This window comes from Streptomyces sp. NPDC027672 (genome assembly GCF_055566335.1).
The window spans coordinates 308,246-332,155 of record NZ_JBVHSO010000010.1 but is presented as its reverse complement, the minus strand read 5'-3'; the positions used below and the strand labels follow the sequence as shown (position 1 = coordinate 332,155).

The following is a 23,910-nucleotide window of genomic DNA, read 5'->3' as shown; positions in this document are numbered from 1 at the left end:
GCGTGCCCGGGAGGGGCGGGGCTACACCGCCATGCCGTACACGATGGTGAACAGGGTGCCGAGGGAGCCGATGATGAAGACCCCGGTGAGGCCGGCGATGATCAGGCCCTTGCCCTGCTCCGCGCTGAACGTGTCCCGCAGGGCGGTGGCACCGATGCGCTGCTTGGCCGCGCCCCACACCGCGAGTCCGAGGCAGAGCAGGATGGCCACGGCCATGACCACCTCGATCATCACCTTGGCTTCGTTGCCCAGGCTGCCGAAGGGGCCCCAGTCCGGAGCGATCCCGCCGATGATGGTGTTGATGTCTCCCTTGTCGGCCGCAAAGAGCATGTAAGTCACCGCCCCTGGTGGGTAGTTCCGCGAGTCCCCTGCGGTGTGCAGAGGTCAGGCCTCATTGTCGCCGACAACGCCGCCAACGTATGTCGACTTGACGTCATTGACTGGCGGGTTTCCTCCGCATGGCACCTATGGTCACTCTGTGTATCACGGCAGGTCACGCCGGGCAATGAGGTCAGACCGGAACCTGTGGTGTGGTCCGGTCGTTGACCCCCTTTACGGCCCGCGCACTGTCTGACGGCCGGTCGGGTGAGGCCCCGGTCCGATGTTCTCACGGGTGGTCAGGCGGGGGGAACGGGCCGCGGGGACGGACCGCTCCGGCGCGGTCGCACGGATTCACAGGAAAAATTCAGGGGAGTCCCGAGCGGGTTCCGCGGCTTCGCGGGCATGAGTGGGAGCCATGAAGCGCCTCTCACGCCTCTCGCCCACCTCGCGGCCCGCCCTGCTCGGTGCCGTGGTGCTGCTCGCGCTCACCTCGTCCTCCGTGGCCGCCGCCGACGGCGGGACGGGACCGCTCGGGGTCACCGCCGACGCCGTCGCGAACCGGCCGGCTGCCCGGGTGGGCGCGCTGTTCGCCGCCGACCGGGCGGGCCGGCCGGACGGCGGGCACTTCTGCACCGCGTCGGTGGTGCACAGCCCGCGCGGCGACCTGATCGTCACCGCCGCGCACTGCGTGGACGACGGCGGCGCCGGCCTGGTCTTCGTGCCGGGATACCGGGACGGGCGGGCGCCGTACGGGCTCTGGCGGGTGACGCGGCGGTTCCTGCCCGCGGGATGGACCCGGGAGCAGGACGAGGACAGCGATGTCGCCTTCGCCGCCGTCGCCGGGCGGGACGGCAGGCGGCTGGAGGACGTGGTCGGGGCCGGCCGGTTCACGCCCGGTGTGGCCACCGGGGCCACGGCGGTGACCGTCACCGGCTATCCGCGCGTCCGCGAGACGCCCGTCACCTGCACGGACAAGCCGTCGCCGTACAGCCGTACGCAGCAGCGCGTCGACTGTCCCGGCTTCACCGGCGGTACCAGCGGCAGCCCCTGGGTGAACGGCGACGGGCAGGTCGTCGGCGTGCTCGGCGGCCACGAGCGGGGCGGCGCCACCGCCGACGTCTCCTACAGCGTGGTGCTGGGCGGGGAGGCGGCGCGGCTGTACCAGGACGCGGTGGCCGGGAACGGCTCTTGACGGACCGTCGCCTGCGGTCTCCTGCGGCGATGTCCTCGTGCCGCGCGCCGTCCGCTTCTACACTGCTGCGGACGGACGGGCCGGTGGCGAGGGGCGGTTGACGGTGCGGAAGACGTGGATGGTCGGCGGTGCCGTGGCGGGCGCCGGGCTGAGCTTCGTCATGCTGCTCGTCGTCGGGGTCTACGTCGTGGCCGGGAACCTGGTCAACGGGGTGACCTCGGGAGGCCGGGGGCTGGCGAAGGGCGCCGTGCCGGCCGCCTACAAGTCGCTGGTGCAGCAGTGGGGCAACCTGTGCCCGGCGCTCAGCCCCGCGCTGCTCGCCGCCCAGCTCTACCAGGAGAGCGGGTGGAACCCGACCGTCGTCAGCCCGGCCGACGCCCGTGGGATCGCCCAGTTCATCCCGAGCACCTGGGCGACGCACGGCATCGACGGCAACGGGGACGGCAAGCGGGACATCTGGGACCCCGGTGACGCCATCCCGTCGGCGGCCTCCTACGACTGCGAACTGGCCAAGTACGTGAAGGACGTGCCGGGGGACGTCTCCGACAACATGCTCGCCGCCTACAACGCGGGCGCCTACCGCGTCATCCGGTCGGGCGGGGTGCCGGCCATCAGCGAGACGCGCAACTACGTCAAGCGCATCCGCAGCCTGGAGGAGAGCTTCGCCGCACCGGTCAGCCGGCTCGACCCCAGCCGGCAGGCCGCCGGCGCCATCGCCTTCGCGCAGAGCCGGCTCGGCACGCCGTACCTGTGGGGCGGCGAGGGCACCGCGGCCCAGGGCGGACGGTTCGACTGCTCGGGCCTGACCAAGGCGTCGTACCAGAAGGTCGGCATCACCCTGCCGCGCGTGGCCAACGACCAGTACAACGCCGGACCGCACCCCTCGCGGGACCAACTGCTCCCCGGTGACCTGGTCTTCTTCTCCGACGACCTCACCGACTCGCGGGCCATCCGGCACGTGGGGATCTACGTCGGCGGCGGATACATGATCGACGCCCCGCGCACCGGCGCCGTGATCCGCTTCGACCCGATCGACACCCCGGACTACTTCGGCGCCACGCGGGTAACAGAGGACGGGGCGAACGCGCTCCCCACGACGGTGTGAACCGAGCGTGAAGCCGCCCCCTGAGCTGCGAGGACGAGTCTCTCTTCGATAACGTCTGCGTGATCATTCAGTGGAGAGTGGAACGTATTCGCGGGGGCTGTGCGTTCCTGTTGACGTAGCCGAGCGGACGTCAGTGCGGCAGTGCAGCGGAAGCGGATCTACGAACCACGGGGGGCTGGAGCGACGCACACCCGGTGCGTCCGGACGAACGACGAAGGGGCCGCAGCACCATGGCTGTACTCGCCGAATCCGGATCCAACCCCGACGTCGACCTGCTCTACGACATCAACGGCCTGGCCAAGGACGCCCCGCACGGGTTCGACCGGGTCATGGAGTTCGTCGGCGAGTACGGACTGCTGCTCGCCCTGGTGCTGCTGATCCTGTGGTGCTGGTGGACCGTGCGGCGCCGGGGCGGCGAGGACGCGGTGCCCTCGGTGGCCGCGCTGGTGTGGGCGCCGCTCGCGGCCGGTCTCGCCGTCCTCGTGAACGTCCCGATACGCGGTTTCGTGGAGCGCCCCCGCCCGTTCGTGGACCACGAGGGCCTGGACGTCCTGGTCTCCGGGAAGAACGACTTCTCCTTCGTCAGCGACCACGCGACGCTCACCATGGCGCTCGGCGTGGGCCTCTTCGTCGCCCACCGCCGCTTCGGCCTCGCCGGCATCGGCCTGGCCCTGCTGGAGGGCTTCTGCCGGGTCTACATGGGCGTGCACTATCCGACGGACGTCGTCGGCGGTTTCGCGCTGGGCACGGCGGTCGTGCTGCTGCTGTCCCCGCCGGCCATGGCCCTGCTCACCCCGCTGGTGCGGGCCGTGGAGCGCTCGCCGCGCCTCGGCCGGCTGGTGCGGCGCCGGCCGGCGGCCGGCACCGGCCCGGACGCCCTGCTGCCCGGCACCCGCACGCCCGTGGAGAACGAGGAGCGGGACCTGGCCGCGTGACGGCCTGACACCGGCCGGGGCGCGCGCCGCCCCGGCCGGTTTTCCGTGCGCCGCGGGCTACAGGCCCTGCGCGTACGAGAAGAAGCGCTGCGGGTCGTACGTCTGCTTCACCTTGGCCAGCCGGGCCGCCGCGTCCCCGTAGTACGCCTTCTTCCAGTCCTTCAGGGACGGGTCGGTGTAGTTCTGGTAGGCGGCGCCCGAGGCGTGGGGCCGCATCGCGGTGTGGGCCGAGTCCAGCCAGGTCCGGGCGGTGGCGCCGGAGGCGCCGGCGCCCCAGGAGACGAGGTACTGGGCCAGCATCCGGGACCGGCGGTGGACGAACGCCGTGGCGGTCGGCGCGACCCGGTTGACCGCGCCGCCGAGGGCAGTGAACGCGACGCTGCCGGCGCCGCCGCGCACCGCGGCGACCTGCCGCAGCACGGTCTGGATGCCGGCCGCGGACAGCGAGCGGTCGAAGAAGTCGGAACGGGCCGCGTACGTCTCGCGGCCGAGCCTGCCCTGCGGGGAGCGGCCCGGGGTGGAGCCGGGCAAATGGCACTGGGCGTCGGTGGCGAGGGAGGAGCAGCCGGCGTAGACCTCCATGGCCTCCTCGTAGCCGCGGCGGCGCAGTGAGACCGAGGCGGCGTCGGCGCCGGCCAGGTGGGCGAGGCGGTCCACGGCGTTCTGGAGTTCGCGGTAGGTGCCGAGCGAGAAGCAGGAGACGGAGACGGCCGGGGTGCGGCCGGGCGAGCAGGACAGGTGCAGGGAGGACCAGATCTCGTCGGGCTGGGACGGGCCCCACTCCTGCCACGCCTTGAGGACCTTGGCGGCCTTGGACCAGGGCCAGGTCAGATAGGCGGTGACGGCCTGCGGCGCGGCATGGGTGGCGAAGTGCAGCTCGGTGACGACGCCGAAGTTGCCGTTGCCGGCGCCGCGCAGCGCCCAGAACAGGTCGGCGTGGTGGGTGGCGTCGGCGGTGACCTGGGTGCCGTCGGCGGTGATCAGGGTGGCCTGGGTGAGGCTGTCGCAGGTCAGGCCGTAGGCACGGGAGGCGACGCCGTGGCCGCCGCCGAGCACCAGACCGGAGATGCCGACGGTGGGGCAGGAGCCCGCGGGTATGGTCACGCCCTTCGCGGCGAGCGCGCGGTAGACGTCGATCAGCTTGGCGCCGGCGCCGACGACGGCCTGCCCGCCGCCGGCCCGTATCCGGTTCAGCCGGGACACGTCCAGGACCAGCCGGTCGTTCCCGGAGGAGTAGCCCGCGTAGGAGTGGCCGCCGTTGCGGATGGCGACCTTGACGCGGTGCGCGCGGGCGTACGCCAGGGTGGTGCGGATGTCGGCGGCGTGCGCCACATAGGCGACCGCGGCCGGCTTCAGGCCGTCGAAGCGGGTGTTGTAGAGCTGGTGGGCGGTCTTCCAGGAGGCGTCGCCGGGCCGCAGCAGGGAGCCGTCGAGGTCGCGGGCGAGGGCCGCCCAGTTGGCGGCGGCGACCGCGCTCGTGGTCGTCAGGGGGGTCCCGGTGCTGCTCAGGGACGTGAGGGAGGAGCGCGACGGGGTGCCGGGGCGTGCCGCCGGGGCCGCGGGGTCCGGGCCCGCGCCGCACGCGGTCAGTGCGGTCGTCGCCAGGGCGGCCGCGCCGCCCGAGATGAACGTACGCCGTTGCATGTCCGTCGCCTTTCCTCGGCTCTCCTGGGACGAGACGACACCGCGCGCCGTGGGGTTCCCCCGGGCGGGTGAAGAACGGCGCACAGGTGTTCGTGACACGCCGGGCACCGGTATCTCCGTGTGCCCTCCCCGTGAGCATTCCGTGACCTCACCGGGCCGATGGCAGGGGTTCACTCTGCGTTCATTTCTGGCCATCGGCGGCTTCACCTGTTCTGCCTAATTTCGGCCGTACCCGGTGCGGAGTGCGGAGTTGGACGCGCTCGCGCACTTCCGCCCTCACTTCACCTCTGCGCGCCGCCGACAGCGGCGGCTTCTGGAAGGAACTCCCGAACGTGATGCTTCAGCGCAAGAACCGGCTGCGTGCCCTCTCTCTCGGTGCTGTCGCCGTCACCGGGGCCCTGGCCCTGACGGCGTGTGGGTCCGACGACAACGGAGACGGCGGCAAGCCCTCGGGCGGCTCGTCCACGGCGGCCGGCGCCTCGATCAAGTGCGACGACGCCAAGGGCCAGCTGCTCGCGGACGGCTCCTCCGCGCAGAAGAACGCGATCGACGCCTGGGTCAAGTCGTTCTCCCCGGCCTGCAAGGTGGAGATCAACTACAAGGGCTCCGGGTCCGGTGCCGGCGTCACCTCCTTCACGCAGGGCCAGATCGCGTTCGCCGGCTCCGACTCCGCGCTGAAGCCCGAGGAGGTCGCCGCCTCCAAGAAGATCTGCTCCGGCGGCCAGGGCATCGACCTGCCGATGGTCGGCGGCCCGATCGCCCTCGGTTACAACGTCCCGGGCGTGGACGACCTGGTCCTGGACGCCCCGACGATCGCCCAGATCTTCGACAGCAAGATCAAGAACTGGAACGACCCGGCGATCAAGAAGCTGAACCCCGGCGCGAAGCTGCCCGACCTGAAGATCCAGGCGTTCCACCGCTCCGAGGACTCCGGTACGACGGACAACTTCACCAAGTACCTGCTCGCCACCACCCCGGACAACTGGAAGTACTCCGGCGGCAAGGCCTGGCAGGCCAAGGGCGGCCAGGCGGCCTCCGGCTCCGCCGGCGTGGCCCAGGGCGTCAAGCAGAACTCCGGCGCGATCGGCTACTTCGAGCTGTCCTACGCCAAGGACATCGACACGGTCGCCATCGACACCGGCGCCAAGTCCCCGGTGAAGCCGTCCACCGACAGCGCCACCGCGGACATCGCCGCGGCCAAGGTCATCGGCACCGGCAAGGACCTGGCGCTCCAGCTCGACTACAAGACCAAGGCCGAGGGCGCCTACCCGATCACCCTGGTCACCTACGAGATCGTCTGCGACAAGGGCAACAAGTCCGACACCCTGCCCGCCACCAAGGCGTTCCTACGCTACATCGCCAGCGAGGACGGCCAGAAGGTGCTGACGCAGAACGACTACGCCCCGATCCCCGCCGAGATCATCGCCAAGGTCCGCACCACCGTCGAGGGCCTGAGCTGACCTGATCCGTGAGTGCGGCCCGGCACCGGCCGGGCCGCACCGTCCGGTGCACCGCCGCCACGAGCCGCCGCCCCAGCGGGCCGGTGGCTCCGCAGACCGGAGAACCCGATGGACATATCGACGACAACCGACGTTCCGCCACCCGCGCCCGCGACCGCCGAGCGCAAGCGCGCCGCCCGCGGTGCCACCCGCCCCGGTGACCGCGTCTTCCTGGGCCTGACCCGCGGTTCCGGCATCCTGCTGCTGGTGATCATGGCCGCGATCGCGGTCTTCCTCACCTACCGCGCCTGCCTCGCCATCAGCAAGGACGACGGCAACTTTCTGACCACCTTCGAGTGGAACCCCAACCTCATACCGCCCGACTTCGGCATCGCGGTCCTGGTCTTCGGCACGATCGTCTCCTCGGTCGTCGCCATGGTCATCGCGGTCCCGGTCGCCGTCGCGATCGCGCTGTTCCTCACCCACTACGCCCCGCGCCGGCTGAGCGGCCCGGTCGCCTACGTGATCGACCTGCTCGCCGCCGTACCGTCCATCGTCTACGGCCTGTGGGGCGCCCTCATCCTCGTCCCGCACCTCCAGGGCCTGTACGGCTGGCTGAACGACTACCTCGGCTGGACCGGGATCTTCAGCTGGGAGGGCGGCGCGCCCCGCGCCATGCTCACCGTCGGCATCCTGCTGGCCATCATGATCCTGCCGGTCATCACCAACGTCAGCCGCGAGGTGTTCCGGCAGGTCCCGCGGATGCACGAGGAGGCCGCCCTGGCCCTCGGCGCCACCCGCTGGGAGGTCGTCCGCATGGCCGTCCTGCCCTTCGGCCGCTCCGGTGTGATCTCCGCCTCCATGCTCGGTCTCGGCCGCGCGCTCGGCGAGACGATGGCGGTGGCCACCGTGCTCTCCCCGGACTACGACATCCACGCCAGCCTGCTCGACCCGGGCGGCGGCACCTTCGCCCAGAACATCGCCAGCAAGTTCGGCGAGGCCAGCGAGCAGGGCCGGGACGCGCTGATCGCCTCCGGCCTGGTCCTCTTCGTCATCACCCTGCTGGTCAACGGCGCGGCCCGCATGATCATCGCGCGCCGCAAGGAGTACTCGGGGGCCAACGCATGAGCACCGCAGCCGTCAACGGCAAGCGCTCCGGATCGCTGCGCGGCGCGTCCTTGCCCAAGTGGTTCCCGTGGGCGGTCGCCGCCGGGTCCGTCGTCGTGGCGGTGGGCATCGGCCTCGCCGCCGGCCTGCACAGCAGGATCCAGTGGGGCCTGATCGCCGCGCTCCTGTTCATCCTCGGCACCTACGGCATCGCCGCCCGGGTGGAGGGCCGCCGGCAGGCCAAGGACCGGGTCGCCACCTCGCTCGTCTGGGTCGCCTTCCTGCTCGCCGTCGTCCCGCTGGTCTCCCTGGTCTGGACGACCGTCTCGCGCGGCGTGAAGGTGCTGGACGTCTACTTCCTCACCCACTCCATGGGCGTCGTCGCGGACTCCGAGCCCGGCGGCGGCATCTACCACGCCATCATCGGCAGCCTGGAGCAGGTCGGCCTCGCCACCCTCATCGGCGCCCCGATCGGCGTGCTCACCGCGATCTACCTGGTGGAGTACGGCCGCGGCCGGCTCGCCCAGGCGGTGACCTTCTTCGTCGACGTCATGACGGGCATCCCGTCGATCGTCGCCGGTCTGTTCATCCTCAGCCTGATGCTCATGCTGGAGCTGGAGCCGTTCGGCTTCGCCGGTTCGCTGGCCCTGGCCATCCTGATGATGCCGGTCGTGGTCCGCTCCACCGAGGAGATGCTCAAGCTGGTCCCGAACGAGCTGCGCGAGGCCGCGCTGGCGCTGGGCGTGCCGAAGTGGCGGACCATCCTGAAGGTGGTCCTGCCGACCTCCCTCGGCGGCATCACCACCGGCGTCATGCTGGCCATCGCCCGGATCGCGGGCGAGACCGCGCCGGTGCTGCTGCTGGTGTTCGGCAGCCGGTTCATCAACAACAACCCGTTCGAGGGCGCGCAGGCGTCGCTGCCGCTGTACATCTACCAGCAGTTCACGCAGAGCGCGGGCGAGAACGCGGCGTTCGACCGCGCCTGGGCCGCGTCCCTCACCCTCATCGCCTTCGTGATGATCCTCAACCTGGTGGCCCGCGGGATCGCCCGCTGGAAGGCCCCGCGTTGACCCGGTGCGGCTCCCGCCGCACGGCCGGTCGTGAAGACCCACCGGACTTTTGGAAGTGAAACAGACATGGCCAAGCGAATCGACGTGAGCGGCCTGACCGCCTACTACGGCTCCCACCGGGCGATCGAGGACATATCGATGACGGTCGAGCCGCGCTCGGTGACGGCGTTCATCGGCCCCTCCGGCTGCGGCAAGTCGACGTTCCTGCGCACCCTGAACCGCATGCACGAGGTCACCCCCGGCGGGCGCGTCGAGGGCAAGGTGATGCTCGACAGCGACGACCTGTACGGCGCCGGGGTCGACCCGGTGTCCGTCCGCCGCGAGGTGGGCATGGTCTTCCAGCGGCCGAACCCGTTCCCCACGATGTCGATCTTCGACAACGTGGCGGCGGGGCTGCGGCTGAACGGCAGCCACAAGAAGAGCGAGCTGAACGACATCGTCGAGAAGTCGCTCAAGGGCGCGAACCTCTGGAACGAGGTCAAGGACCGCCTGAACAAGCCGGGCTCCGGGCTCTCCGGCGGCCAGCAGCAGCGCCTGTGCATCGCCCGCGCCATCGCGGTCGAGCCGAAGGTCCTGCTCATGGACGAGCCCTGCTCGGCCCTGGACCCGATCTCCACGCTCGCCATCGAGGACCTGATCGGCGAGCTGAAGGAGCGGTTCACGATCGTGATCGTCACGCACAACATGCAGCAGGCGGCGCGGGTCTCGGACCGTACGGCGTTCTTCAACCTGGCCGCGGTGGGACAGCCGGGCCGGCTCGTCGAGATCGACGACACCGAGCGGATCTTCTCCAACCCGTCGGTCCAGGCCACGGAGGACTACATCTCCGGCCGCTTCGGCTGACCGACGCCGCCGCCCCGCTGTGCCGGGGCGGTGCCGGACCCCTCGCGGTGCTGCATGGCGGTGCCACCGCGAGGACGCAGAAGGGCCCGCCCCCGGCTCCCGGGGGCGGGCCCGTCGCATGCGCCAGGCGGGGCGCCGGTGCTACAGCGCCACCAGCTTGACCAGGCCGAAGGCCAGCGCGGCGACCAGACCCGCGGCCGGCATGGTGATGAACCAGCCCAGGACGATGTTCTTGGCCACGCCCCAGCGGACGGCGTTGACCCGCTTCGTCGCGCCCACACCCATGATCGCCGAGGTGATGACATGGGTGGTGGAGATCGGCGCCTTGAAGATGAACGCGGTGGTGAACATGATCGACGCGCCCGTGGCCTCCGCCGCGAAGCCCTGCGGCGGGTCCAGCTCGATGATCTTGCGGCCGAGCGTGCGCATGATCCGCCACCCGCCGGCGTACGTGCCCAGGGACAGCATGATCGCGCAGACGATCTTGACCCAGACCGGGATCGGGTCGTCGAACGTCTCGTGGCCGGAGATGACCAGGGCCAGCACGACGACACCCATCGTCTTCTGGGCGTCCTGGAGGCCGTGGCCCAGGGCCATGCCGGCGGCCGAGACGGTCTGGGCTATGCGGAAGCCGCGCTTGGCCTTGTGCGGGTTGGACCGCCGGAACAGCCACATGATCGCCGTCATGACCAGATAGCCGACGACCAGGCCGACGACCGGGGAGAGGAACATCGGGATGACGATCTTCTCCAGGACACCGCCCCAGAGCACGTCTGTGCCGCCCACCAGCGCCGCTCCCACCATGCCGCCGAACAGGGCGTGCGAGGAGGAGGACGGCAGGCCGAAGTACCAGGTGACGAGGTTCCAGACGATCGCGCCGACCAGGGCCGCGAAGAGGATGCCCATCCCCGTCGAGCCGTGCGGCGTCTCGATCAGCCCCTCGCTGACCGTCTTGGCGACACCGGAGCCCAGGAAGGCGCCGGCCAGGTTCATCACGGCCGCCATGGCGAGCGCCGCGCGCGGGGTCAGGGCGCGGGTCGACACCGACGTCGCGATGGCGTTCGCGGAGTCGTGGAAGCCGTTCGTGTACGTGAAGAAGAGCGCGACCGCGACGGTCACGATCAGGGCGAAGGTGTCCATCGACGCCTCAGGACTCCTTGACGGCGATGGTCTCCACCGTGTTCGCCACGTGCTCGAACGCGTCCGCCGCCTCTTCCAGGACGTCCACGATCTGCTTCAGCTTCAGCACCTCGATCGCGTCGTACTTGCCGTTGAAGAGGTGGGCGAGCAGCTTGCGGTGGATCTGGTCGGCCTGGTTCTCCAGCCGGTTGACCTCGATCCAGTACTCGGTGAGGTTGGCCATGGTGCGCAGGTTCGGCATGGCCTCCGCGGTCAGCTCGGCCGCCCGCGCCAGGACCTCGATCTGCTGCTCGACGCCCTTGGGCAGTTCCTCGACGTTGTAGAGGACGACCAGGTCGACGGCCTCCTCCATGAAGTCCATGATGTCGTCCAGGGAGCCGGCGAGGGTGTAGATGTCCTCCCGGTCGAACGGCGTGATGAACGAGGAGTTCAACTGGTGGAAGATCGCGTGCGTGGCGTCGTCACCTGCGTGTTCCGCTGCCCGCATACGCTCTGCGATCTCGGCCCGGGCGGAGGAGTCCGCCCCGAGCAGTTCCATCAGGAGTTTCGAGCCGGTGACGATGTTGTCCGCGGACGCGGCGAACATGTCATAGAAGCTCGTCTCCCTGGGGGTCAGACGAAAGCGCACGTGGGGTCCTCGGGGTGCTTCGGTTTCGGTCAGGCTGATGCTAGGCGCATCATCCGGCCACGGCTATCGGGCCGCATCCCAGTGTCGCCCATCGGGCGCGGTGATGAGTACGGGGGCGTCCGAAGGGCCCTGTACCCCGCAAAGTTCGTTACCATATACCCAGTAGGGGTATGTGTCCCTTTTGTTTGTGTTTGTCTTTAGTTCGTCCCGAGTCGGAGGCCAGCCATGACGACGACGACCGAGGCCGGCGCCACGCACGGCTACCACCACCAGAAGGACGAGCACCTCAAGCGGCTGCGCCGGATCGAGGGGCAGATCCGCGGGCTCCAGCGGATGGTGGACGAGGACACCTACTGCATCGACATACTCACGCAGGTCTCCGCCTCCACCAAGGCCCTGCAGTCCTTCGCGCTCCAGCTACTGGAGGAGCACCTGCGGCACTGTGTCGCGGACGCGGCCCTCAAGGGCGGCGACGAGATCGACGCGAAGGTGGACGAGGCCACGAAGGCGATCGGCCGGCTGCTGCGCACCTGAGCCGCCGGGCGGGCCGGAAGGGGGCCGGGCGGGCCCGGTCCTCAGGCCGGATCCCGCTCCTCGGCGACCCGGAGCACCTCGTCGATGCTCTCCAGGCTCAGCCGGTCCTCGGCGGCCGACGCCGCGATGATCAGCTCCCCGCACAGCTCGATCTCGGCGAGAGCCACGTGGTCCTGAACCGTCGTGCCGCCGATCCGGGCCACCCGCCTCACCTCTTCTCCGCCGTCACCGCTCCCTAGGGTAGGCAGCGGTCCACACACCGCGCATGGCACGGACGGGCTACTTACGGGAGGGCGTCCCGGACTAGTGCACTGGCCGGATTCAGCCGTCCGAGCCGGGCTCGTCCCCGGCGATCCGGCCCGCGTAGATGTCCGCCGGGGCCGGCAGCCGGATGTCGGCCGGGGCCCCGAAGTCGTACAGCAGCAGGGTGGAGGCGACCCCCACGGTGGCCTGCGCGTGGCCGTTGACGAAGCTGAAGCGCTGCCGCAGCTTGCGGATGCGGCCCGCGTCGTCCAGATAGACGTCGAACGGCACCTCGGCGGCGGCGAACCCTTTCGCCGCGGCGGCCAGCGCCGCCCTGTTCCCGGCCGAGGCGGACCGCGCCGCACGGCTCAGGTCGGCGGTGCCCCGGTAGTGCCGCACCGCCGTCCCGGCCACCTCGGTGCGGCCGACGAAGGACGCCTCGCGGGTCCCGCGCAGCACCTCGGCCGCCGCGTACGGATCGGTCGCGCCGCCGGTGACCAGATTGCCGTCGGACAGCGTGGCGGTGTCCACCCGCACCCATTTGTCGGCGGGCACGCCCGCGCCCCGGTTCTTCATGAACAGGGCGCCCGAGGCGAGGAGTTCGGTGATGGGCCGGTGTTCCGAGGCGCCCGTGGGGTCCTCGGGCAGCAGCACGGTGAGCCGGCCGAGGCGGCGCCGGTAGTCGTAGACGCCCCGGCCGCGGATGGTGACGCGGGTGCCGCCGGTGGCCATCTCCATGGAGGTGGTGGCCTTGGAACTGCCCGCGCTGCGCAGCGCGTCGGCGGCCCGGTGCAGCACGGCCACGGGATCGCCCGCGCCCGGGACGCCCTCGGCGGCGGCCCCGCTGCCGGAACAGCCCGTGGCGCCCGCCCCGAGGCCGAGCAGGATGCCCACCGCGGCGGCCGTCCCGCCCGCGCGTCTGTGCTGCCGCCGATCCATCGCCTGCCTACCCCCAGCCGGTGTGTCCGTCACGGGCCCCCTGTCTGTCCGGATAACGACGGGTGGAGGGCGCCGTCACGCGCCGCCGGGAGCGCGTCGGACACTGTGCGCACACCCGCCGCGCGGGCTGGGTACCGTTCCCGGTGTGGCAGTCACCTCGGCGCAGCAGGACGGGCCGGAACACGCCCGGTCCGGGCAGGAACACCGCACGACGACGACCGACCAGGGCCGCTTCTGCGTGGCCCGGTGCAGCTGCGGCTGGCGCGGTCCCGCCCGCCGGGCCCGCAGCCAGGCCCGCACGGACGCGGAGGGCCATACGACCGGCCCCTGAGGCCCGGCCGGGCCGCGCCGCCGGCCCGCGGGGGCGGTCAGGCCCGTCTCAGGCCGGGCGGGAAGCGGCGCCGGCCGCCGCGAGCGCGGGCGGGATCAGCGCCCTGTCCACGGCGTAGGTCAGCCGTGCGCGCGCCGCGTCCGGCGGCAGCCAGAGCAGCTCGCTCACCTCCGCGTTCGGCCGGAAAGCGCCGCCGGTCGACTCGGCCGCCCAGTACCGGACCTCCTTGTCCCGGCCCTCGTGGTCGACGTAGCGGGACACCGGCAGCTCCGGGCCGAGCCGGCAGCCGTGCCCGGTCTCCTCGCGGACCTCGCGCAGGGCGGCCGCGCGAGCCGTCTCGCCCTCCTCCAGCTTTCCCTTGGGCCACGACCAGTCGGACCACCGGGGCCGGAAGACCAGGGCCAGTTCGATGCCGTCCGGGTCCGTGCGGCGCCACAGGACGCAGCCGGCCGCCCGGACCTCCGGATTGTTCACACCGCCTCCTCGCGGGCCCAGGACGTGCCGACGGGGTGCTTCTGCCAGCACTGCTGGAACGCGAACCGGGCCGCCTCCACCTCGTGCCGCTGGTCGGCGTGGAGCACGCCGAGCGCGTAGGCGGTGGCGGGGGTGATCCGGGGCGTGCGGGCCGCCTGGGCCGCCGCCGCTGCCGCCTCCGAGGCGTCCCGGTGCCGGTTCAGCGCCTGGCCGGCCGTCAGCAGCCGAACGTCCAGGGGCGCGTCGCCGCCGTGCAGCACCTCGCGGGCGTACCGGTACAGCCGCAGCAGCAGCCGGACCTGGTGCCAGGGGCCGTCCTGCGGGTGCGGGGACGGCTCCGGGGACAGGCCGTGCACCAGCGCCTCGGCGTTGTAGGGGTGCCCGGCGGTGACCAGGGGGAGCGCGGCGACCGCGTCGGTGAGGCGCTCCTCGGCCGCGGCGGCCAGCGGGCCCAGGTCGGTGCCGGGCGCGGCGGCGGTGAGCGGGACCTCGCTGGCGAGGACGGCGACCTGGTCGGCGACGGCGTGGAAGCGGGCCGAGCCGAGGGCCTGGAGCGCGGTGGAGTGGGCCCGGGTCCGGGCGAGGGTGAGCTGGCGTTCGAGCAGGGCGCCGGCCTTGGCCGCGCCGACCGTCAGGGTGCCGCGTTCCGTGGTCGCCGTGGCACCGGCCGGACCGCCCGCCCCGTCGGGCACCGCACCGCCCCCGCGCGCGGTCCGCACGGCCCGGCCGCCCGCGGCCACGGCGTCGGGCGCGCGGACCGGCAGGGCCGTCGCCCCGGACAGCCGGTGCAGCGCCAGCAGCAGCCGTTCGAGGCGGGCCTCGTAGGCGTGCTCCAGGCCCAGCGTGCCGGACAGCCAGGCCAGTTCCGGGCGCATCTCCTCGGACCAGCCGGGGTCCAGCAGCGGCCGGAAGGTGTGCAGGCTGCCGCTGATGCGGCGGGCCGAGCGGCGCAGGGCGCGCGCCGCGTCCACGGACTCCCGCGCGCCGTCGCCGGCCGCGCCCGGGAAGCCGCGCGCGCCGCCGCCGTTGCCGCCGGTCTCCCGGTGCAGGCGCAGGGCGCGCAGGAACTCGGTGGCCTGGCCGCGCAGATAGCCCGCGAGGGCGTCGCCGAGAGGGGCACCTCCCTGTTCGGGTGGGACCGGGAGCCCGGGGGACGCCTCGGCCGTGGGGTCCGTCGGGTCAAGGTGTTGCTGTGCCACGCCGGCGCCTCCGGGCGTCTATGAGCATCTCCTGGACATTGCGCAGGGGTTGGCCGTCCGCGTCGGTCGCGTGCCGCGTCCACTCGCCGTCCGGGCCGAGGTGCCAGGAGGCGGTGCGGTCGGACATGCCGGTGTCCAGCAGCCGGTTCAGGGCTGCGCGGTGGCCGGGGTCGACCACCCGGACCAGGGCCTCGATCCGGCGGTCGAGGTTGCGGTGCATCATGTCGGCGCTGCCGAACCACACCTCGGGTTCGCCGCCGTTGCCGAAGGCGAACACCCGGGAGTGCTCCAGGAAGCGGCCGAGGATCGAGCGGACCCGGATGTTCTCCGACAGGCCCGTGACGCCGGGGCGTATCGCGCAGATGCCGCGCACCCACACGTCCACCGGCACGCCCGCCTGGGACGCGCGGTACAGGGCGTCGATCACCGCCTCGTCCACCATCGAGTTGACCTTGATGCGGACGAAGGCCGGACGGCCCGCGCGGTGGTGCTGTATCTCCTTGTGGATGCGGGAGACCAGGCCGTCGCGCAGCGACTTGGGCGCCACCAGCAGGCGGCGGTAGGTCTCCCGGCGCGAGTAGCCGGACAGCCGGTTGAACAGGTCGGAGAGGTCCGCGCCGACCTGCGGGTCCGCGGTGAGCAGGCCGAGGTCCTCGTACAGCCGGGCCGTCTTCGGGTGGTAGTTGCCGGTGCCGACGTGGCTGTAGCGGCGCAGCGTCTCGCCCTCCTGGCGGACCACCAGGGACAGCTTGCAGTGCGTCTTCAGACCGACCAGGCCGTAGACGACGTGACAGCCGGACTCCTCCAGCTTGCGCGCCCACTTGATGTTGGCGTGCTCGTCGAAGCGGGCCTTGATCTCGACCAGCACGAGGACCTGCTTGCCGGACTCGGCGGCGTCGATGAGCGCGTCGACGATGGGGGAGTCGCCGGAGGTGCGGTACAGGGTCTGCTTGATCGCGAGGACGTCCGGGTCGGCCGCCGCCTGCTCAAGGAACGCCTGCACGGAGGTGGAGAAGCTGTCGTACGGGTGGTGCAGGAGCACGTCCCGGGCGCGCAGGGCCGCGAAGACGTCCGGCGCGGACGCCGACTCCACCTCGGCGAGGTCGCGGTGGGTGCCGGCGATGAACTTCGGGTACTTCAGCTCCGGCCGGTCCAGGCCGTGGATGCGGAACAGGCCGGTGAGGTCCAGCGGGCCGGGCAGCGGATAGACCTCGGCCTCGGAGATCTTCAGCTCGCGCACCAGCAGGTCCAGCACCTCGCGGTCGATGGACTCCTCGACCTCCAGGCGTACCGGCGGGCCGAAGCGGCGCCGCAGCAGCTCCTTCTCCAGGGCCTGGAGGAGGTTCTCGGTGTCGTCCTCCTCGACCTCCAGGTCCTCGTTGCGGGTGATCCGGAAGGCGTGGTGCTCCAGGATCTCCATGCCCGGGAACAGCTCTTCCAACTGGTTGGGGGCGGCGATGACGTCCTCGATGGGGACGTAGCGGCCCGGGGAGGCCTCCAGGAAGCGGGAGAGCAGCGGCGGCACCTTCACGCGCGCGAAGTGCCGGTGGCCGCTGACCGGGTTGCGGACGACGACGGCCAGGTTCAGCGAGAGCCCGGAGATGTACGGGAAGGGGTGCGCGGGGTCGACGGCGAGCGGGGTGAGCACCGGGAAGATCTGCTGCCGGAACAGCGTGAAGAGGCGGGCCTGCTCCTTCTCCGTCAGCTCCGACCAGCGGACCAGGTGGATGCCCTCCTCGGCCAGCGCGGGGGCGACGTCCTCGTGGTAGCAGGCGGCGTGCCGGGCCATCAGCTCGCGGGAGCGGGCCCAGATCATCTCCAGCACCTCGCGCGGCTGGAGCCCGGAGGCGGAGCGGGTGGCGACGCCGGTGGCGATGCGGCGCTTCAGACCGGCCACCCGGACCATGAAGAACTCGTCCAGGTTGCTGGCGAAGATGGCGAGGAAGTTCGCGCGCTCCAGCAGGGGCGTGGCCGGGTCCTCGGCCAGCTCCAGGACCCGCTCGTTGAAGGCGAGCCAACTGCGCTCCCGGTCCAGGAAGCGGCCCTGGGGCAGGGCGGTGCCGCCGGCCCGGTCCTCCTCGTAGGCGTCGAGGTCGGCGTCGAGATCCGGGGCCAGGCCGGAGACCGCCGCGGCCACGGCACGCTGCCGGTGCGCGGCGATGGAGCCCACGGAGGGCTGCGGGGCCGGCTGGTCGCCGCGGCCGGCGGCGGGTGCCGGTTCGGACTCTGCTGCCTGGGTGTCTGGCTGGCTCATGAACCCATTCTTCCGCGCGAGGGGTGACACGGGCGCGTCGGAACGCGCGGGCGGGAGCCGCGGTGCCTGGGGCGCGGGCGGGAGCTGCGCGGGCGGGGGCTGCGCTGTCCCGTTCCCCGCGACGGGTCCCTCGGGAGGCGGCGAAGGCTCTGGCACGGCGGGCGTCATTGGCCGAGCGTCGCAAGCCTGACTGAATCAATGGTTACGGCGACATGACGTGCGGGATAGCGGGGAGCGGCCCGAAGGGGTTCCCGGGTGCGAAAACGCCGGTCCGGCGCGTCCCGCCCGGGGTGGGCGGGGCGTACCGGACCGGCGTGTTCCCGGACTCAGGCCGTGCGGTGGCGCAGGACGGCGTACGCGGCGGCGGTGGCGGCCGCGGCGAGGGCCAGCACCATGCCGGTGGCGGCCAGGTGCGGCGGCCAGAAGCCGGTGCCCGGACCGCGCAGCGGCCGCCACAGGTGGCGCAGGCCCAGCCGCAGGGCCAGGGTGGCGGCGCCCGCGGCGGCCAGCGCCGGGAGCGCGCGGCGCAGGGCCAGCCCGGCCAGCGTGCCGGCGGCCAGCGCGAACAGGGTGAGCGCGGGCAGCAGCGGGCCGCGCGGGATGAACACGCGGTCCCAGCTCCAGCGGGTGACCAGCACGTCCTGGTCGGCGGTCCAGACCGAGCCGAAGACCAGCGCGAGCACGGCGGCGCCGGCCAGCAGCGGCAGCGCGGCCGTGGTCAGCTTCGCGGTCAGCCAGCGCGCCGGGCCGACGGACTGGGTCCAGGCCAGCCGGGCGGTGCCGGACTCCAGCTCGCGGCCGATCAGCGCGGCACCGGCCCAGGCGGCCACCGCGCAGGGGGCGTAGGAGAGGACCTCGCCCAGGGCGTTGACGACGTTGTTGGTGTCGGTGAGCGCGGGGTAGGAGCACCAGTGGCCGGGCCGCAGACAGGCCCGGTCCCGGGGCGCGCCGGAGCGGTGGACCCAGAGCAGCGCGCCGGCCGCGAGCAGGACGAACGCGGTCCACAGCAGCAGGGCCGGCCGGTGCAGCCGCAGCACGGCGCGCCGGGTGGCCGGACGGGCGGGGGCGAGCGCGATCATCCTGCGGCTCCCGCGCCGCCGGTCTTCTCCAGGCCGGGAGTACGGCCCGGAGTACGGCCCGGCGTCCCGGTGGTGCGGCGCCGCAGCAGCAGGAAGGCCGGCACGGTCAGCAGGGCGGTGAGGGCGAGCAGGACGCCGGTCGCCGCCAGGTGCAGGGGCCAGTAGTGGGAGAAGGGGTGGTAGTCGACGTAGAAGCCGGTGACACCGCGCCGGTCGTTGAGCCGCTGGCAGGCCGTGGTGGCGTCGGTGAGACAGTTCAGGGTCGTCTCGTGGGCGCCGGTGGAGGTGACGACGCCCTCCTCGACCTTGATGCCGGAGTACGCCGGGAACGTCCGGCGGCCGGCGACGCGGGTGGCGGCCGGCCACAGGTGCGGCAGGCTGGTCTGGACGGCGGTCCACAGGGCGGCCACGGCGAGCGGCGCGGCGCAGAGCGCGACCAGCGAGCGGCCGAGGAGCAGCCCGAGGAGGGCGCCGATGACCAGGCCGGCCAGCGCCAGCCCGAGGACGAGCGGGCCGCCCGAGACGAACGTGGGCATGTCGTACCAGGTCTTGGCGGTCTCGATGCGGCCGTCGCCCGCCGTCCACGCCCGGTGGTGCAGCAGCACCAGCAGCCCGGTGCCGGCGCTGACCAGCGCGGCGGGGACCGCGAGCCGGGCGGCCAGCCAGCGGGCCGGGGTGACGGCCTGGGTCCAGGCGAGCCGCGCGGTGCCGCTCTCCAGCTCCCGGCCGGTCAGGGCCGCGCCCGCCCAGCCGGCGACCAGGAACGGCACGGCCAGGACGGCGAAGGTCGTGTACTGGTAGACGTCCTTGTAGCGCAGGATCGCGTCCTGGTCGTAGGAGCAAGGGCCGCCGCGCGCGCAGCCGGCGTCGTACTCCCGCCAGGCCGCGGCGGCGGCGTCGGTCAGCGGGCCCCCCAGCCACAGCAGCGCGCCGGCCAGGACGGCGACCAGACCGGCCCAGGCGTACAGGGCGGGACGGTGCAGGCGCAGCAGCCAGCGGACCGTGCGCGGCCGGCCGGCCGCCGGGGAGGGCAGGGCGGTGACGGTCATGCGGCACACTCCTCGGTCAGGCCCGGCGCGCCCGGGTTGCGCAAGTGGGCCAGGACCAGTTCCTCCAGCGAGGGCGCCGAGGTGCGCCAGTCGCCGGCCAGCGGTCCGGCCGGCCGGATCAGGGCGGTGAGCTGGCGTCCGGTGACCCGGGACTCCACCACGGTGTGCGGGTCCGGCAGGGTGGCCTCCGCCGGGCCGCTCACCCGCAGGTGGGCGGCGCGCAGCTCGTCGATGTCGCCGGCCAGCCGGATCCGGCCGGCGCCGACCAGCAGCAGGTGGTCGCAGGACTCCTCCAGCTCGGCGACGACGTGCGAGGACATCACGATCGTGGTGCCGTACTGGGCGGCCTCGGCCATCAGCGTGCCCATCAGCTCGTGGCGGGCGAGCGGGTCGAGGTCGGCCATCGGCTCGTCCAGCAGGAGCAGCGCGGGCCGCTTGCCGAGGGCCAGGGCGAGCGCGACCCGGGTGCGCTGGCCGCCCGAGAGGGAGCGGACGCGGGCCTTCGGGTCCAGCTCGCCGGCGGCCACGACGTGCCCGGCGACGGCCGGGTCCCAGCGGCCCGGGTTGAGGTCGGCGCCCATGCGCAGCGTCTCGGCGACGGTGAGCTGCGGGTACAGCGGCTTGTCCTGGGCGACGAAGCCGACCCGGGGCCGGGCGGCGGCCGGTGTGGTGCCGAGGACGCGCACCGCGCCCTCGGTCGGGGCGGTGAGCCCGGCGGCCAGGGCGAGCAGGGTGGACTTGCCGGCGCCGTTGGGACCGACGACGGCGCACACGCGCCCGGCGGGCAGCCGGAACGAGCAGTCCCGCAGGGCCCAGCGCTTCCCGGGCTCCCGGCCCCGCCGGCGGCCGAACCGTTTCCCGAGAGCCTCGGCCCTCAACGCCGTGTCGCTGCTCATGTCGGGTCTCCCTGGAAGTGCTCGTCGAGTACGGCAGTGAAGAGTGCGGCCACGTCGTCCCGGTCCAGCCCCGCGGCGCGGGCCCGGCCGGCCCACTGCGCCAGCTCCGCGCGCAGCGGGGAGTCGGCGGGGGCGCTGCCGAGGGCGCGCCGGACGAAGGTGCCGAGCCCGCGCCGCGCCTCCACCAGGCCCTCCCGCTCCAGCTCCCGGTACGCCTTCAGGACGGTGTTGGGGTTGATGGCGGTGGCCTCGACCACCTCGCGCGCCGTGGGCAGCCGGTCGCCCGGGACCAGCAGGCCGAGGCGCAGGGCCTGTTTGGTCTGCTGGACGATCTGCACATAGGTGGCCACGCCGCTGTGCCGGTCGATGCGGTACTCGACCATCGGGACCACCCTTTCACTAATTAAGTAGTGAAAGGGTGGTGCAAGGAGGCCCGGAAAGTCAACCGGGCCCGGCCGCCTGCCCCGGTCAGGGGATCGGGTCAGGCGGCCGGGCCCGAGTGCGTCCGGTGGGCGGTCTGGCTTCCGCTCACGTCTCCGCGCGGTACATCAGGTCCGTCTCGTGGACGGTGAAGCCCAGCCGTTCGTACACCGTCACCGCGGCCTTGTTGTCGGCGTCGACGTAGAGCATCGCGGTCGGCAACTGCTGGGCGGCCAGATGGCGCAGGCCGATCGTGGTGAGGGACTTGCCGAGGCCGCCGCCCTGTTCGCCGGGCCGCACCCCGAGGACGTACACCTCGCCCAGGCCCTCCTCGGCGTGCACCTTCGTCCAGTGGAAGCCGATCAGCTCGCCGCGCCGCTCGGCGAGGAAGAACCCGGCCGGGTCGAACCACGGCTGGGCCTTGCGGTCGTCCAGGTCCCGCTGGGTGAGCGCGCCCTGCTCCGGGTGGTGGGAGAAGGCGGCGGCGTTCACCGCGAGCCAGGCGGCGTCGTCCTTGCCGGGCACGAAGGCGCGCACCGACACGCCCTCGGGCAGCACCGGGTCGGGCAGGTCCAGGCCGGTCAACGGCCGCCGCATCTGGCGCAGTTCGCGGAACAGGGTCAGGCCAAGCACCTGGGCCAGGTGCCGGGCGGCGGGGTGCCCGCCGTGCGCCCACACCCGCAGCCGCTTGCCGGACGCGGCGAGCAGGGCGGAGCCGAGCGCCCGCCCGTGTCCGTGCCCGCGGTGCCCGGGGTGCACGACCAGCTCGGCGGCCGGCGCCTCCACCGGATCGGTGTCCTCGAGCTGGGCGTAGCCGGCCAGTTCGCCGTCGGACGTCAGCAGCAGGTGCGAGACGCCCGTCCGGGCTCCGCCGCGCAGTTGCAGCCGGCCCTGTTCGGACACCGGCTGCTGCCCGTCGGTCCGGGCGGCCTCGCCCAGCAGGTCCAGCACGGCCTCGGCCTGGTCCGGGGTGAGCGCGGAGTGGGTCTCGATGGAGCGGGCGGGGAAGCCCCGTACGGTGTCGTCGCTGCTCATGCGTATGAGGGTACGGGCCCGCCGGGGCGAAGTCCCGGCACACCGGCGGCAACGCGACGACCGGCCCGTCCGGCCCGCGCGGCGGCAAAGGGAAACCATGATGTAACCCCGAACCCCCTGTCGCGCTACGCGCGTTGACCCTAGGCTGCGCGAGCCATCACAGCCGACCCACAGGGGGGTTCCCATGCCAGCCGCGTCCCGGCGCACCAGACGCCGTGCCTCCGCCTTCCTCGCCGCCGCGGCCGGACTCGCCACGGCGGCGGCGCTCACCGCCGCGCTCCCGGCACAGGCCCACGAGGACCACCACCACCGTCCGGGCCGCTACCAGGACGTCCAGTTGCTGTCCTTCAACGACCTGCACGGCAACCTGGAGCCCCCGTCCGGCTCGTCCGGGCGGATCACCGAGGCGCAGCCGGACGGCAGCACCAAGACGGTGGACGCGGGCGGGGTCGAGTACCTCGCGACGCATCTGCGCCAGGCCCGCGAGGGCCACCCCTACTCGGTCACCGCGGCCGGCGGCGACCTGGTCGGCGCCTCCCCGCTGCTGTCCGGGCTGTTCCACGACGAGCCCACCATCGAGGCGCTGAACAAGCTGGACCTGGACGTCACCTCGGTCGGCAACCACGAGTTCGACGAGGGCGCCCGGGAACTGGCCCGGCTGCAGAACGGCGGCTGCCACCCCACGGACGGCTGTTACGCCGGCCGCGGGTTCCAGGGCGCCGACTTCCCCTACCTGGCCGCGAACGTCCTGGACGACACGACCGGCAAGCCGATCCTGAAGCCGTACTGGGTCTGGCGGAAGAACGGCGTCCGGATCGGCTTCATCGGGGTCACCCTCGAAGGCACCCCGGGCATCGTGTCCGCCGCCGGTGTCAAGGGCCTGACCTTCAAGGACGAGGCCGAGACCATCAACAAGTACGCCAGGCAGCTCCAGCGCCAGGGCGTGCAGTCGATCGTGGCCCTGATCCACGAGGGCGGCTACCCGGCCTCCGGCTCCTACAACTACGACTGCGACTCCCCGGGCGCCGGCAGCGGCCTGTCCGGTCCGATCGTGGACATCGCCAAGAACGTCACGCCCGCGGTGGACGCCCTGGTCACCGGCCACACTCACAACGCCTACGTGTGCACGGTCCCGGACCCCTCGGGCCGGCCCCGCATGGTCACCTCGGCGTCCTCCTTCGGCCGCCTCTACACCGACACCACGCTGACCTACGACCGCCGCACGGGCGACATCGTGCGTACGGCGGTGAAGTCCGCCAACCACGTGGTCACCCGGGACGTGCCCAAGGCGGCGGACCTGACCGGTCTGATCGACCGCTGGAACGCCCTGGCCGCCCCGATCGGCAACCGGCCCATCGGCTACGTCTCCGCCGACATCGGCAACACCGGCACCGAGTCCCCGATGGGCGACCTGATCGCCGACGCCCAGCTCGCCCACGGCCGTGAGCTGGACCCGCGCACCAGCCTGGCCCTGATGAACCCGGGCGGCGTGCGGGCCGGCCTGACCTACGCCGCCAAGGGCGCCGAGGGCGACGGCGTGGTCACCTACGCCGAGGGCTTCACGGTCCAGCCGTTCGCCAACACCGTGAACCTCCAGGACCTCACCGGCGCCCAGCTCGTCCAGGTGCTCAAGGAGCAGGTGAGCGGCGCCAACGCGGCGGCCCCGAAGATCCTCCAGCCGTCCGCCGGCCTCACCTACACCCTGGACCTCACCAAGACCGGCGCGGACCGCGTGGTCACCGCCTCCATCCGGCTGAACGGTGCCCCGGTCGACCCGGCCGCCACCTACCGCGTCGCCACCAACAGTTTCCTCGCGGGCGGCGGCGACGGCTTCGCGACCCTGGGCCAGGGCACGAACGACCTGGTCGGCGCGGACGACCTGACGGCCCTGGCGAAGTACCTGACCGCCAACTCGTCCGTCACCGCGCCGATCGACCCGCCGAAGCCGGACCGGATCACGATCGTGCAGTAACCCGGTACCCGGGCCGCCCGCAGGGAGCCGCAGGGTTCCGGTCTGCCCTCAGGACGCCACC

At 72.7% G+C, this 23,910-nt stretch carries 24 protein-coding genes; 10 read left to right on the top strand and 14 right to left on the bottom strand.

Features of this window, described 5'->3' with window-relative positions; translation table 11 throughout:
- Positions 1-21 precede the first annotated feature (21 nt).
- Positions 22-330, bottom strand: coding sequence for a hypothetical protein (locus ACZ4SV_RS25290; protein ID WP_016436843.1), 309 nt, complete (start codon positions 328-330; stop codon positions 22-24).
- A gap of 406 nt (positions 331-736) precedes the next feature.
- On the opposite strand from ACZ4SV_RS25290, the gene ACZ4SV_RS25285 reads away from it, so the two are divergent.
- The 3 genes from ACZ4SV_RS25285 to ACZ4SV_RS25275 all read left to right on the top strand — a co-directional run bounded on the left by ACZ4SV_RS25285 (position 737) and on the right by ACZ4SV_RS25275 (position 3,553).
- On the top strand, positions 737-1,513 hold the full coding sequence (locus ACZ4SV_RS25285; RefSeq protein ID WP_468006603.1) for a trypsin-like serine peptidase: 777 nt from the start codon (positions 737-739) through the stop codon (positions 1,511-1,513).
- Positions 1,514-1,610: 97 nt separating this feature from the next.
- On the top strand, positions 1,611-2,618 hold the full coding sequence (locus ACZ4SV_RS25280) for a C40 family peptidase (RefSeq protein ID WP_468006601.1): 1,008 nt from the start codon (positions 1,611-1,613) through the stop codon (positions 2,616-2,618).
- Between the two features lie 230 nt (positions 2,619-2,848).
- Positions 2,849-3,553 carry a phosphatase PAP2 family protein gene (locus tag ACZ4SV_RS25275; protein ID WP_365873066.1) on the top strand — a complete coding sequence of 235 codons (705 nt, stop codon included), beginning with the start codon at positions 2,849-2,851 and terminating at the stop codon, positions 3,551-3,553.
- Positions 3,554-3,610: 57 nt separating this feature from the next.
- On the opposite strand, the gene ACZ4SV_RS25270 is transcribed toward ACZ4SV_RS25275, so the two are convergent.
- On the bottom strand, positions 3,611-5,197 hold the full coding sequence (locus ACZ4SV_RS25270) for an FAD-binding oxidoreductase (RefSeq protein WP_468006599.1): 1,587 nt from the start codon (positions 5,195-5,197) through the stop codon (positions 3,611-3,613).
- A 332-nt stretch (positions 5,198-5,529) separates the two neighbouring features.
- On the opposite strand from ACZ4SV_RS25270, the gene pstS reads away from it, so the two are divergent.
- The 4 genes from pstS (at position 5,530) to pstB (ending at position 9,656) form a co-directional block, all read left to right on the top strand.
- Positions 5,530-6,657, top strand: a complete 1,128-nt coding sequence (gene pstS / locus ACZ4SV_RS25265) for a phosphate ABC transporter substrate-binding protein PstS (protein WP_468006597.1) — start codon at positions 5,530-5,532, stop codon at positions 6,655-6,657.
- Positions 6,658-6,765: 108 nt separating this feature from the next.
- Positions 6,766-7,764 (top strand): phosphate ABC transporter permease subunit PstC, encoded by a 999-nt coding sequence (gene pstC, locus ACZ4SV_RS25260; protein ID WP_468006595.1) that lies wholly within the window; start codon positions 6,766-6,768, stop codon positions 7,762-7,764.
- On the top strand, positions 7,761-8,813 hold the full coding sequence (gene pstA, locus ACZ4SV_RS25255; protein ID WP_468006593.1) for a phosphate ABC transporter permease PstA: 1,053 nt from the start codon (positions 7,761-7,763) through the stop codon (positions 8,811-8,813). The genes pstC and pstA overlap by 4 nt, the downstream gene beginning before the upstream one ends.
- 66 nt (positions 8,814-8,879) lie before the next feature.
- Positions 8,880-9,656, top strand: coding sequence for a phosphate ABC transporter ATP-binding protein PstB (pstB, locus tag ACZ4SV_RS25250; protein WP_365873058.1), 777 nt, complete (start codon positions 8,880-8,882; stop codon positions 9,654-9,656).
- Between the two features lie 141 nt (positions 9,657-9,797).
- Here pstB and ACZ4SV_RS25245 read toward each other — a convergent pair whose 3' ends face one another.
- Positions 9,798-10,796 carry an inorganic phosphate transporter gene (locus ACZ4SV_RS25245; protein ID WP_468006590.1) on the bottom strand — a complete coding sequence of 333 codons (999 nt, stop codon included), beginning with the start codon at positions 10,794-10,796 and terminating at the stop codon, positions 9,798-9,800.
- A 7-nt stretch (positions 10,797-10,803) separates the two neighbouring features.
- The gene (locus tag ACZ4SV_RS25240) at positions 10,804-11,424 is read right to left on the bottom strand and encodes a DUF47 domain-containing protein (RefSeq protein ID WP_397942455.1); all 621 of its coding nucleotides are present in this window, start codon (positions 11,422-11,424) and stop codon (positions 10,804-10,806) included.
- Positions 11,425-11,649: 225 nt separating this feature from the next.
- On the opposite strand from ACZ4SV_RS25240, the gene ACZ4SV_RS25235 reads away from it, so the two are divergent.
- Positions 11,650-11,958 carry a metal-sensitive transcriptional regulator gene (locus ACZ4SV_RS25235; protein ID WP_225824687.1) on the top strand — a complete coding sequence of 103 codons (309 nt, stop codon included), beginning with the start codon at positions 11,650-11,652 and terminating at the stop codon, positions 11,956-11,958.
- Positions 11,959-11,999: 41 nt separating this feature from the next.
- Here the strand turns inward: ACZ4SV_RS25235 and ACZ4SV_RS25230 are convergent, their stop codons facing one another.
- Together ACZ4SV_RS25230 and ACZ4SV_RS25225 are read right to left on the bottom strand one after the other, a co-directional pair.
- Positions 12,000-12,161 (bottom strand): hypothetical protein, encoded by a 162-nt coding sequence (locus ACZ4SV_RS25230; RefSeq protein ID WP_365873078.1) that lies wholly within the window; start codon positions 12,159-12,161, stop codon positions 12,000-12,002.
- A 118-nt stretch (positions 12,162-12,279) separates the two neighbouring features.
- Entirely contained in the window at positions 12,280-13,140 is an 861-nt protein-coding gene (locus tag ACZ4SV_RS25225; RefSeq protein ID WP_365873051.1) for an SCO4651 family lipoprotein, read from the bottom strand.
- A 145-nt stretch (positions 13,141-13,285) separates the two neighbouring features.
- Here ACZ4SV_RS25225 and ACZ4SV_RS25220 point away from each other — a divergent pair, with 145 nt between their 5' ends.
- Complete coding sequence (locus ACZ4SV_RS25220) at positions 13,286-13,471, top strand: hypothetical protein (RefSeq protein WP_365873049.1); 186 nt, start codon at positions 13,286-13,288, stop codon at positions 13,469-13,471.
- A gap of 48 nt (positions 13,472-13,519) precedes the next feature.
- Here the strand turns inward: ACZ4SV_RS25220 and ACZ4SV_RS25215 are convergent, their stop codons facing one another.
- From ACZ4SV_RS25215 to mshD, 8 genes are all read right to left on the bottom strand, one after another.
- On the bottom strand, positions 13,520-13,945 hold the full coding sequence (locus tag ACZ4SV_RS25215) for an NUDIX hydrolase (RefSeq protein ID WP_468006587.1): 426 nt from the start codon (positions 13,943-13,945) through the stop codon (positions 13,520-13,522).
- Positions 13,942-15,144: a CHAD domain-containing protein gene (locus ACZ4SV_RS25210; RefSeq protein ID WP_468006585.1), complete on the bottom strand. Its 1,203-nt coding sequence runs from the start codon at positions 15,142-15,144 to the stop codon at positions 13,942-13,944. Before ACZ4SV_RS25210 ends, ACZ4SV_RS25215 begins: the two co-directional genes overlap by 4 nt.
- Positions 15,125-17,398: an RNA degradosome polyphosphate kinase gene (locus ACZ4SV_RS25205; protein ID WP_468006583.1), complete on the bottom strand. Its 2,274-nt coding sequence runs from the start codon at positions 17,396-17,398 to the stop codon at positions 15,125-15,127. The genes ACZ4SV_RS25210 and ACZ4SV_RS25205 overlap by 20 nt, the downstream gene beginning before the upstream one ends.
- Positions 17,399-17,724: 326 nt before the next feature.
- The gene (locus tag ACZ4SV_RS25200; protein WP_468006581.1) at positions 17,725-18,477 is read right to left on the bottom strand and encodes a hypothetical protein; all 753 of its coding nucleotides are present in this window, start codon (positions 18,475-18,477) and stop codon (positions 17,725-17,727) included.
- Positions 18,474-19,526 carry an ABC transporter permease gene (locus ACZ4SV_RS25195; protein ID WP_468006579.1) on the bottom strand — a complete coding sequence of 351 codons (1,053 nt, stop codon included), beginning with the start codon at positions 19,524-19,526 and terminating at the stop codon, positions 18,474-18,476. The genes ACZ4SV_RS25200 and ACZ4SV_RS25195 overlap by 4 nt, the downstream gene beginning before the upstream one ends.
- On the bottom strand, positions 19,523-20,422 hold the full coding sequence (locus ACZ4SV_RS25190) for an ABC transporter ATP-binding protein (protein WP_468006577.1): 900 nt from the start codon (positions 20,420-20,422) through the stop codon (positions 19,523-19,525). The genes ACZ4SV_RS25195 and ACZ4SV_RS25190 overlap by 4 nt, the downstream gene beginning before the upstream one ends.
- Positions 20,419-20,805: a GntR family transcriptional regulator gene (locus ACZ4SV_RS25185; RefSeq protein ID WP_397968724.1), complete on the bottom strand. Its 387-nt coding sequence runs from the start codon at positions 20,803-20,805 to the stop codon at positions 20,419-20,421. The genes ACZ4SV_RS25190 and ACZ4SV_RS25185 overlap by 4 nt, the downstream gene beginning before the upstream one ends.
- 145 nt (positions 20,806-20,950) lie before the next feature.
- The gene (gene mshD / locus ACZ4SV_RS25180) at positions 20,951-21,877 is read right to left on the bottom strand and encodes a mycothiol synthase (protein ID WP_365873033.1); all 927 of its coding nucleotides are present in this window, start codon (positions 21,875-21,877) and stop codon (positions 20,951-20,953) included.
- 184 nt (positions 21,878-22,061) lie between these two features.
- On the opposite strand from mshD, the gene ACZ4SV_RS25175 reads away from it, so the two are divergent.
- Complete coding sequence (locus ACZ4SV_RS25175; RefSeq protein WP_468006574.1) at positions 22,062-23,849, top strand: bifunctional metallophosphatase/5'-nucleotidase; 1,788 nt, start codon at positions 22,062-22,064, stop codon at positions 23,847-23,849.
- The last annotated feature ends 61 nt before the right edge of the window (positions 23,850-23,910 follow it).

Coding starts and splice junctions, on each gene's coding strand:
- ACZ4SV_RS25290 (WP_016436843.1), bottom strand. CDS start 330: ATGCTCTTTGCGGCCGACAAGGGAGACATCAACACCATCATCGGCGGG.
- ACZ4SV_RS25285 (WP_468006603.1), top strand. CDS start 737: ATGAAGCGCCTCTCACGCCTCTCGCCCACCTCGCGGCCCGCCCTGCTC.
- ACZ4SV_RS25275 (WP_365873066.1), top strand. CDS start 2,849: ATGGCTGTACTCGCCGAATCCGGATCCAACCCCGACGTCGACCTGCTC.
- ACZ4SV_RS25270 (WP_468006599.1), bottom strand. CDS start 5,197: ATGCAACGGCGTACGTTCATCTCGGGCGGCGCGGCCGCCCTGGCGACG.
- pstC (WP_468006595.1), top strand. CDS start 6,766: ATGGACATATCGACGACAACCGACGTTCCGCCACCCGCGCCCGCGACC.
- pstA (WP_468006593.1), top strand. CDS start 7,761: ATGAGCACCGCAGCCGTCAACGGCAAGCGCTCCGGATCGCTGCGCGGC.
- pstB (WP_365873058.1), top strand. CDS start 8,880: ATGGCCAAGCGAATCGACGTGAGCGGCCTGACCGCCTACTACGGCTCC.
- ACZ4SV_RS25245 (WP_468006590.1), bottom strand. CDS start 10,796: ATGGACACCTTCGCCCTGATCGTGACCGTCGCGGTCGCGCTCTTCTTC.
- ACZ4SV_RS25235 (WP_225824687.1), top strand. CDS start 11,650: ATGACGACGACGACCGAGGCCGGCGCCACGCACGGCTACCACCACCAG.
- ACZ4SV_RS25225 (WP_365873051.1), bottom strand. CDS start 13,140: ATGGATCGGCGGCAGCACAGACGCGCGGGCGGGACGGCCGCCGCGGTG.
- ACZ4SV_RS25205 (WP_468006583.1), bottom strand. CDS start 17,398: ATGAGCCAGCCAGACACCCAGGCAGCAGAGTCCGAACCGGCACCCGCC.
- ACZ4SV_RS25200 (WP_468006581.1), bottom strand. CDS start 18,477: ATGATCGCGCTCGCCCCCGCCCGTCCGGCCACCCGGCGCGCCGTGCTG.
- ACZ4SV_RS25195 (WP_468006579.1), bottom strand. CDS start 19,526: ATGACCGTCACCGCCCTGCCCTCCCCGGCGGCCGGCCGGCCGCGCACG.
- ACZ4SV_RS25190 (WP_468006577.1), bottom strand. CDS start 20,422: ATGAGCAGCGACACGGCGTTGAGGGCCGAGGCTCTCGGGAAACGGTTC.
- ACZ4SV_RS25185 (WP_397968724.1), bottom strand. CDS start 20,805: ATGGTCGAGTACCGCATCGACCGGCACAGCGGCGTGGCCACCTATGTG.
- mshD (WP_365873033.1), bottom strand. CDS start 21,877: ATGAGCAGCGACGACACCGTACGGGGCTTCCCCGCCCGCTCCATCGAG.
- ACZ4SV_RS25175 (WP_468006574.1), top strand. CDS start 22,062: ATGCCAGCCGCGTCCCGGCGCACCAGACGCCGTGCCTCCGCCTTCCTC.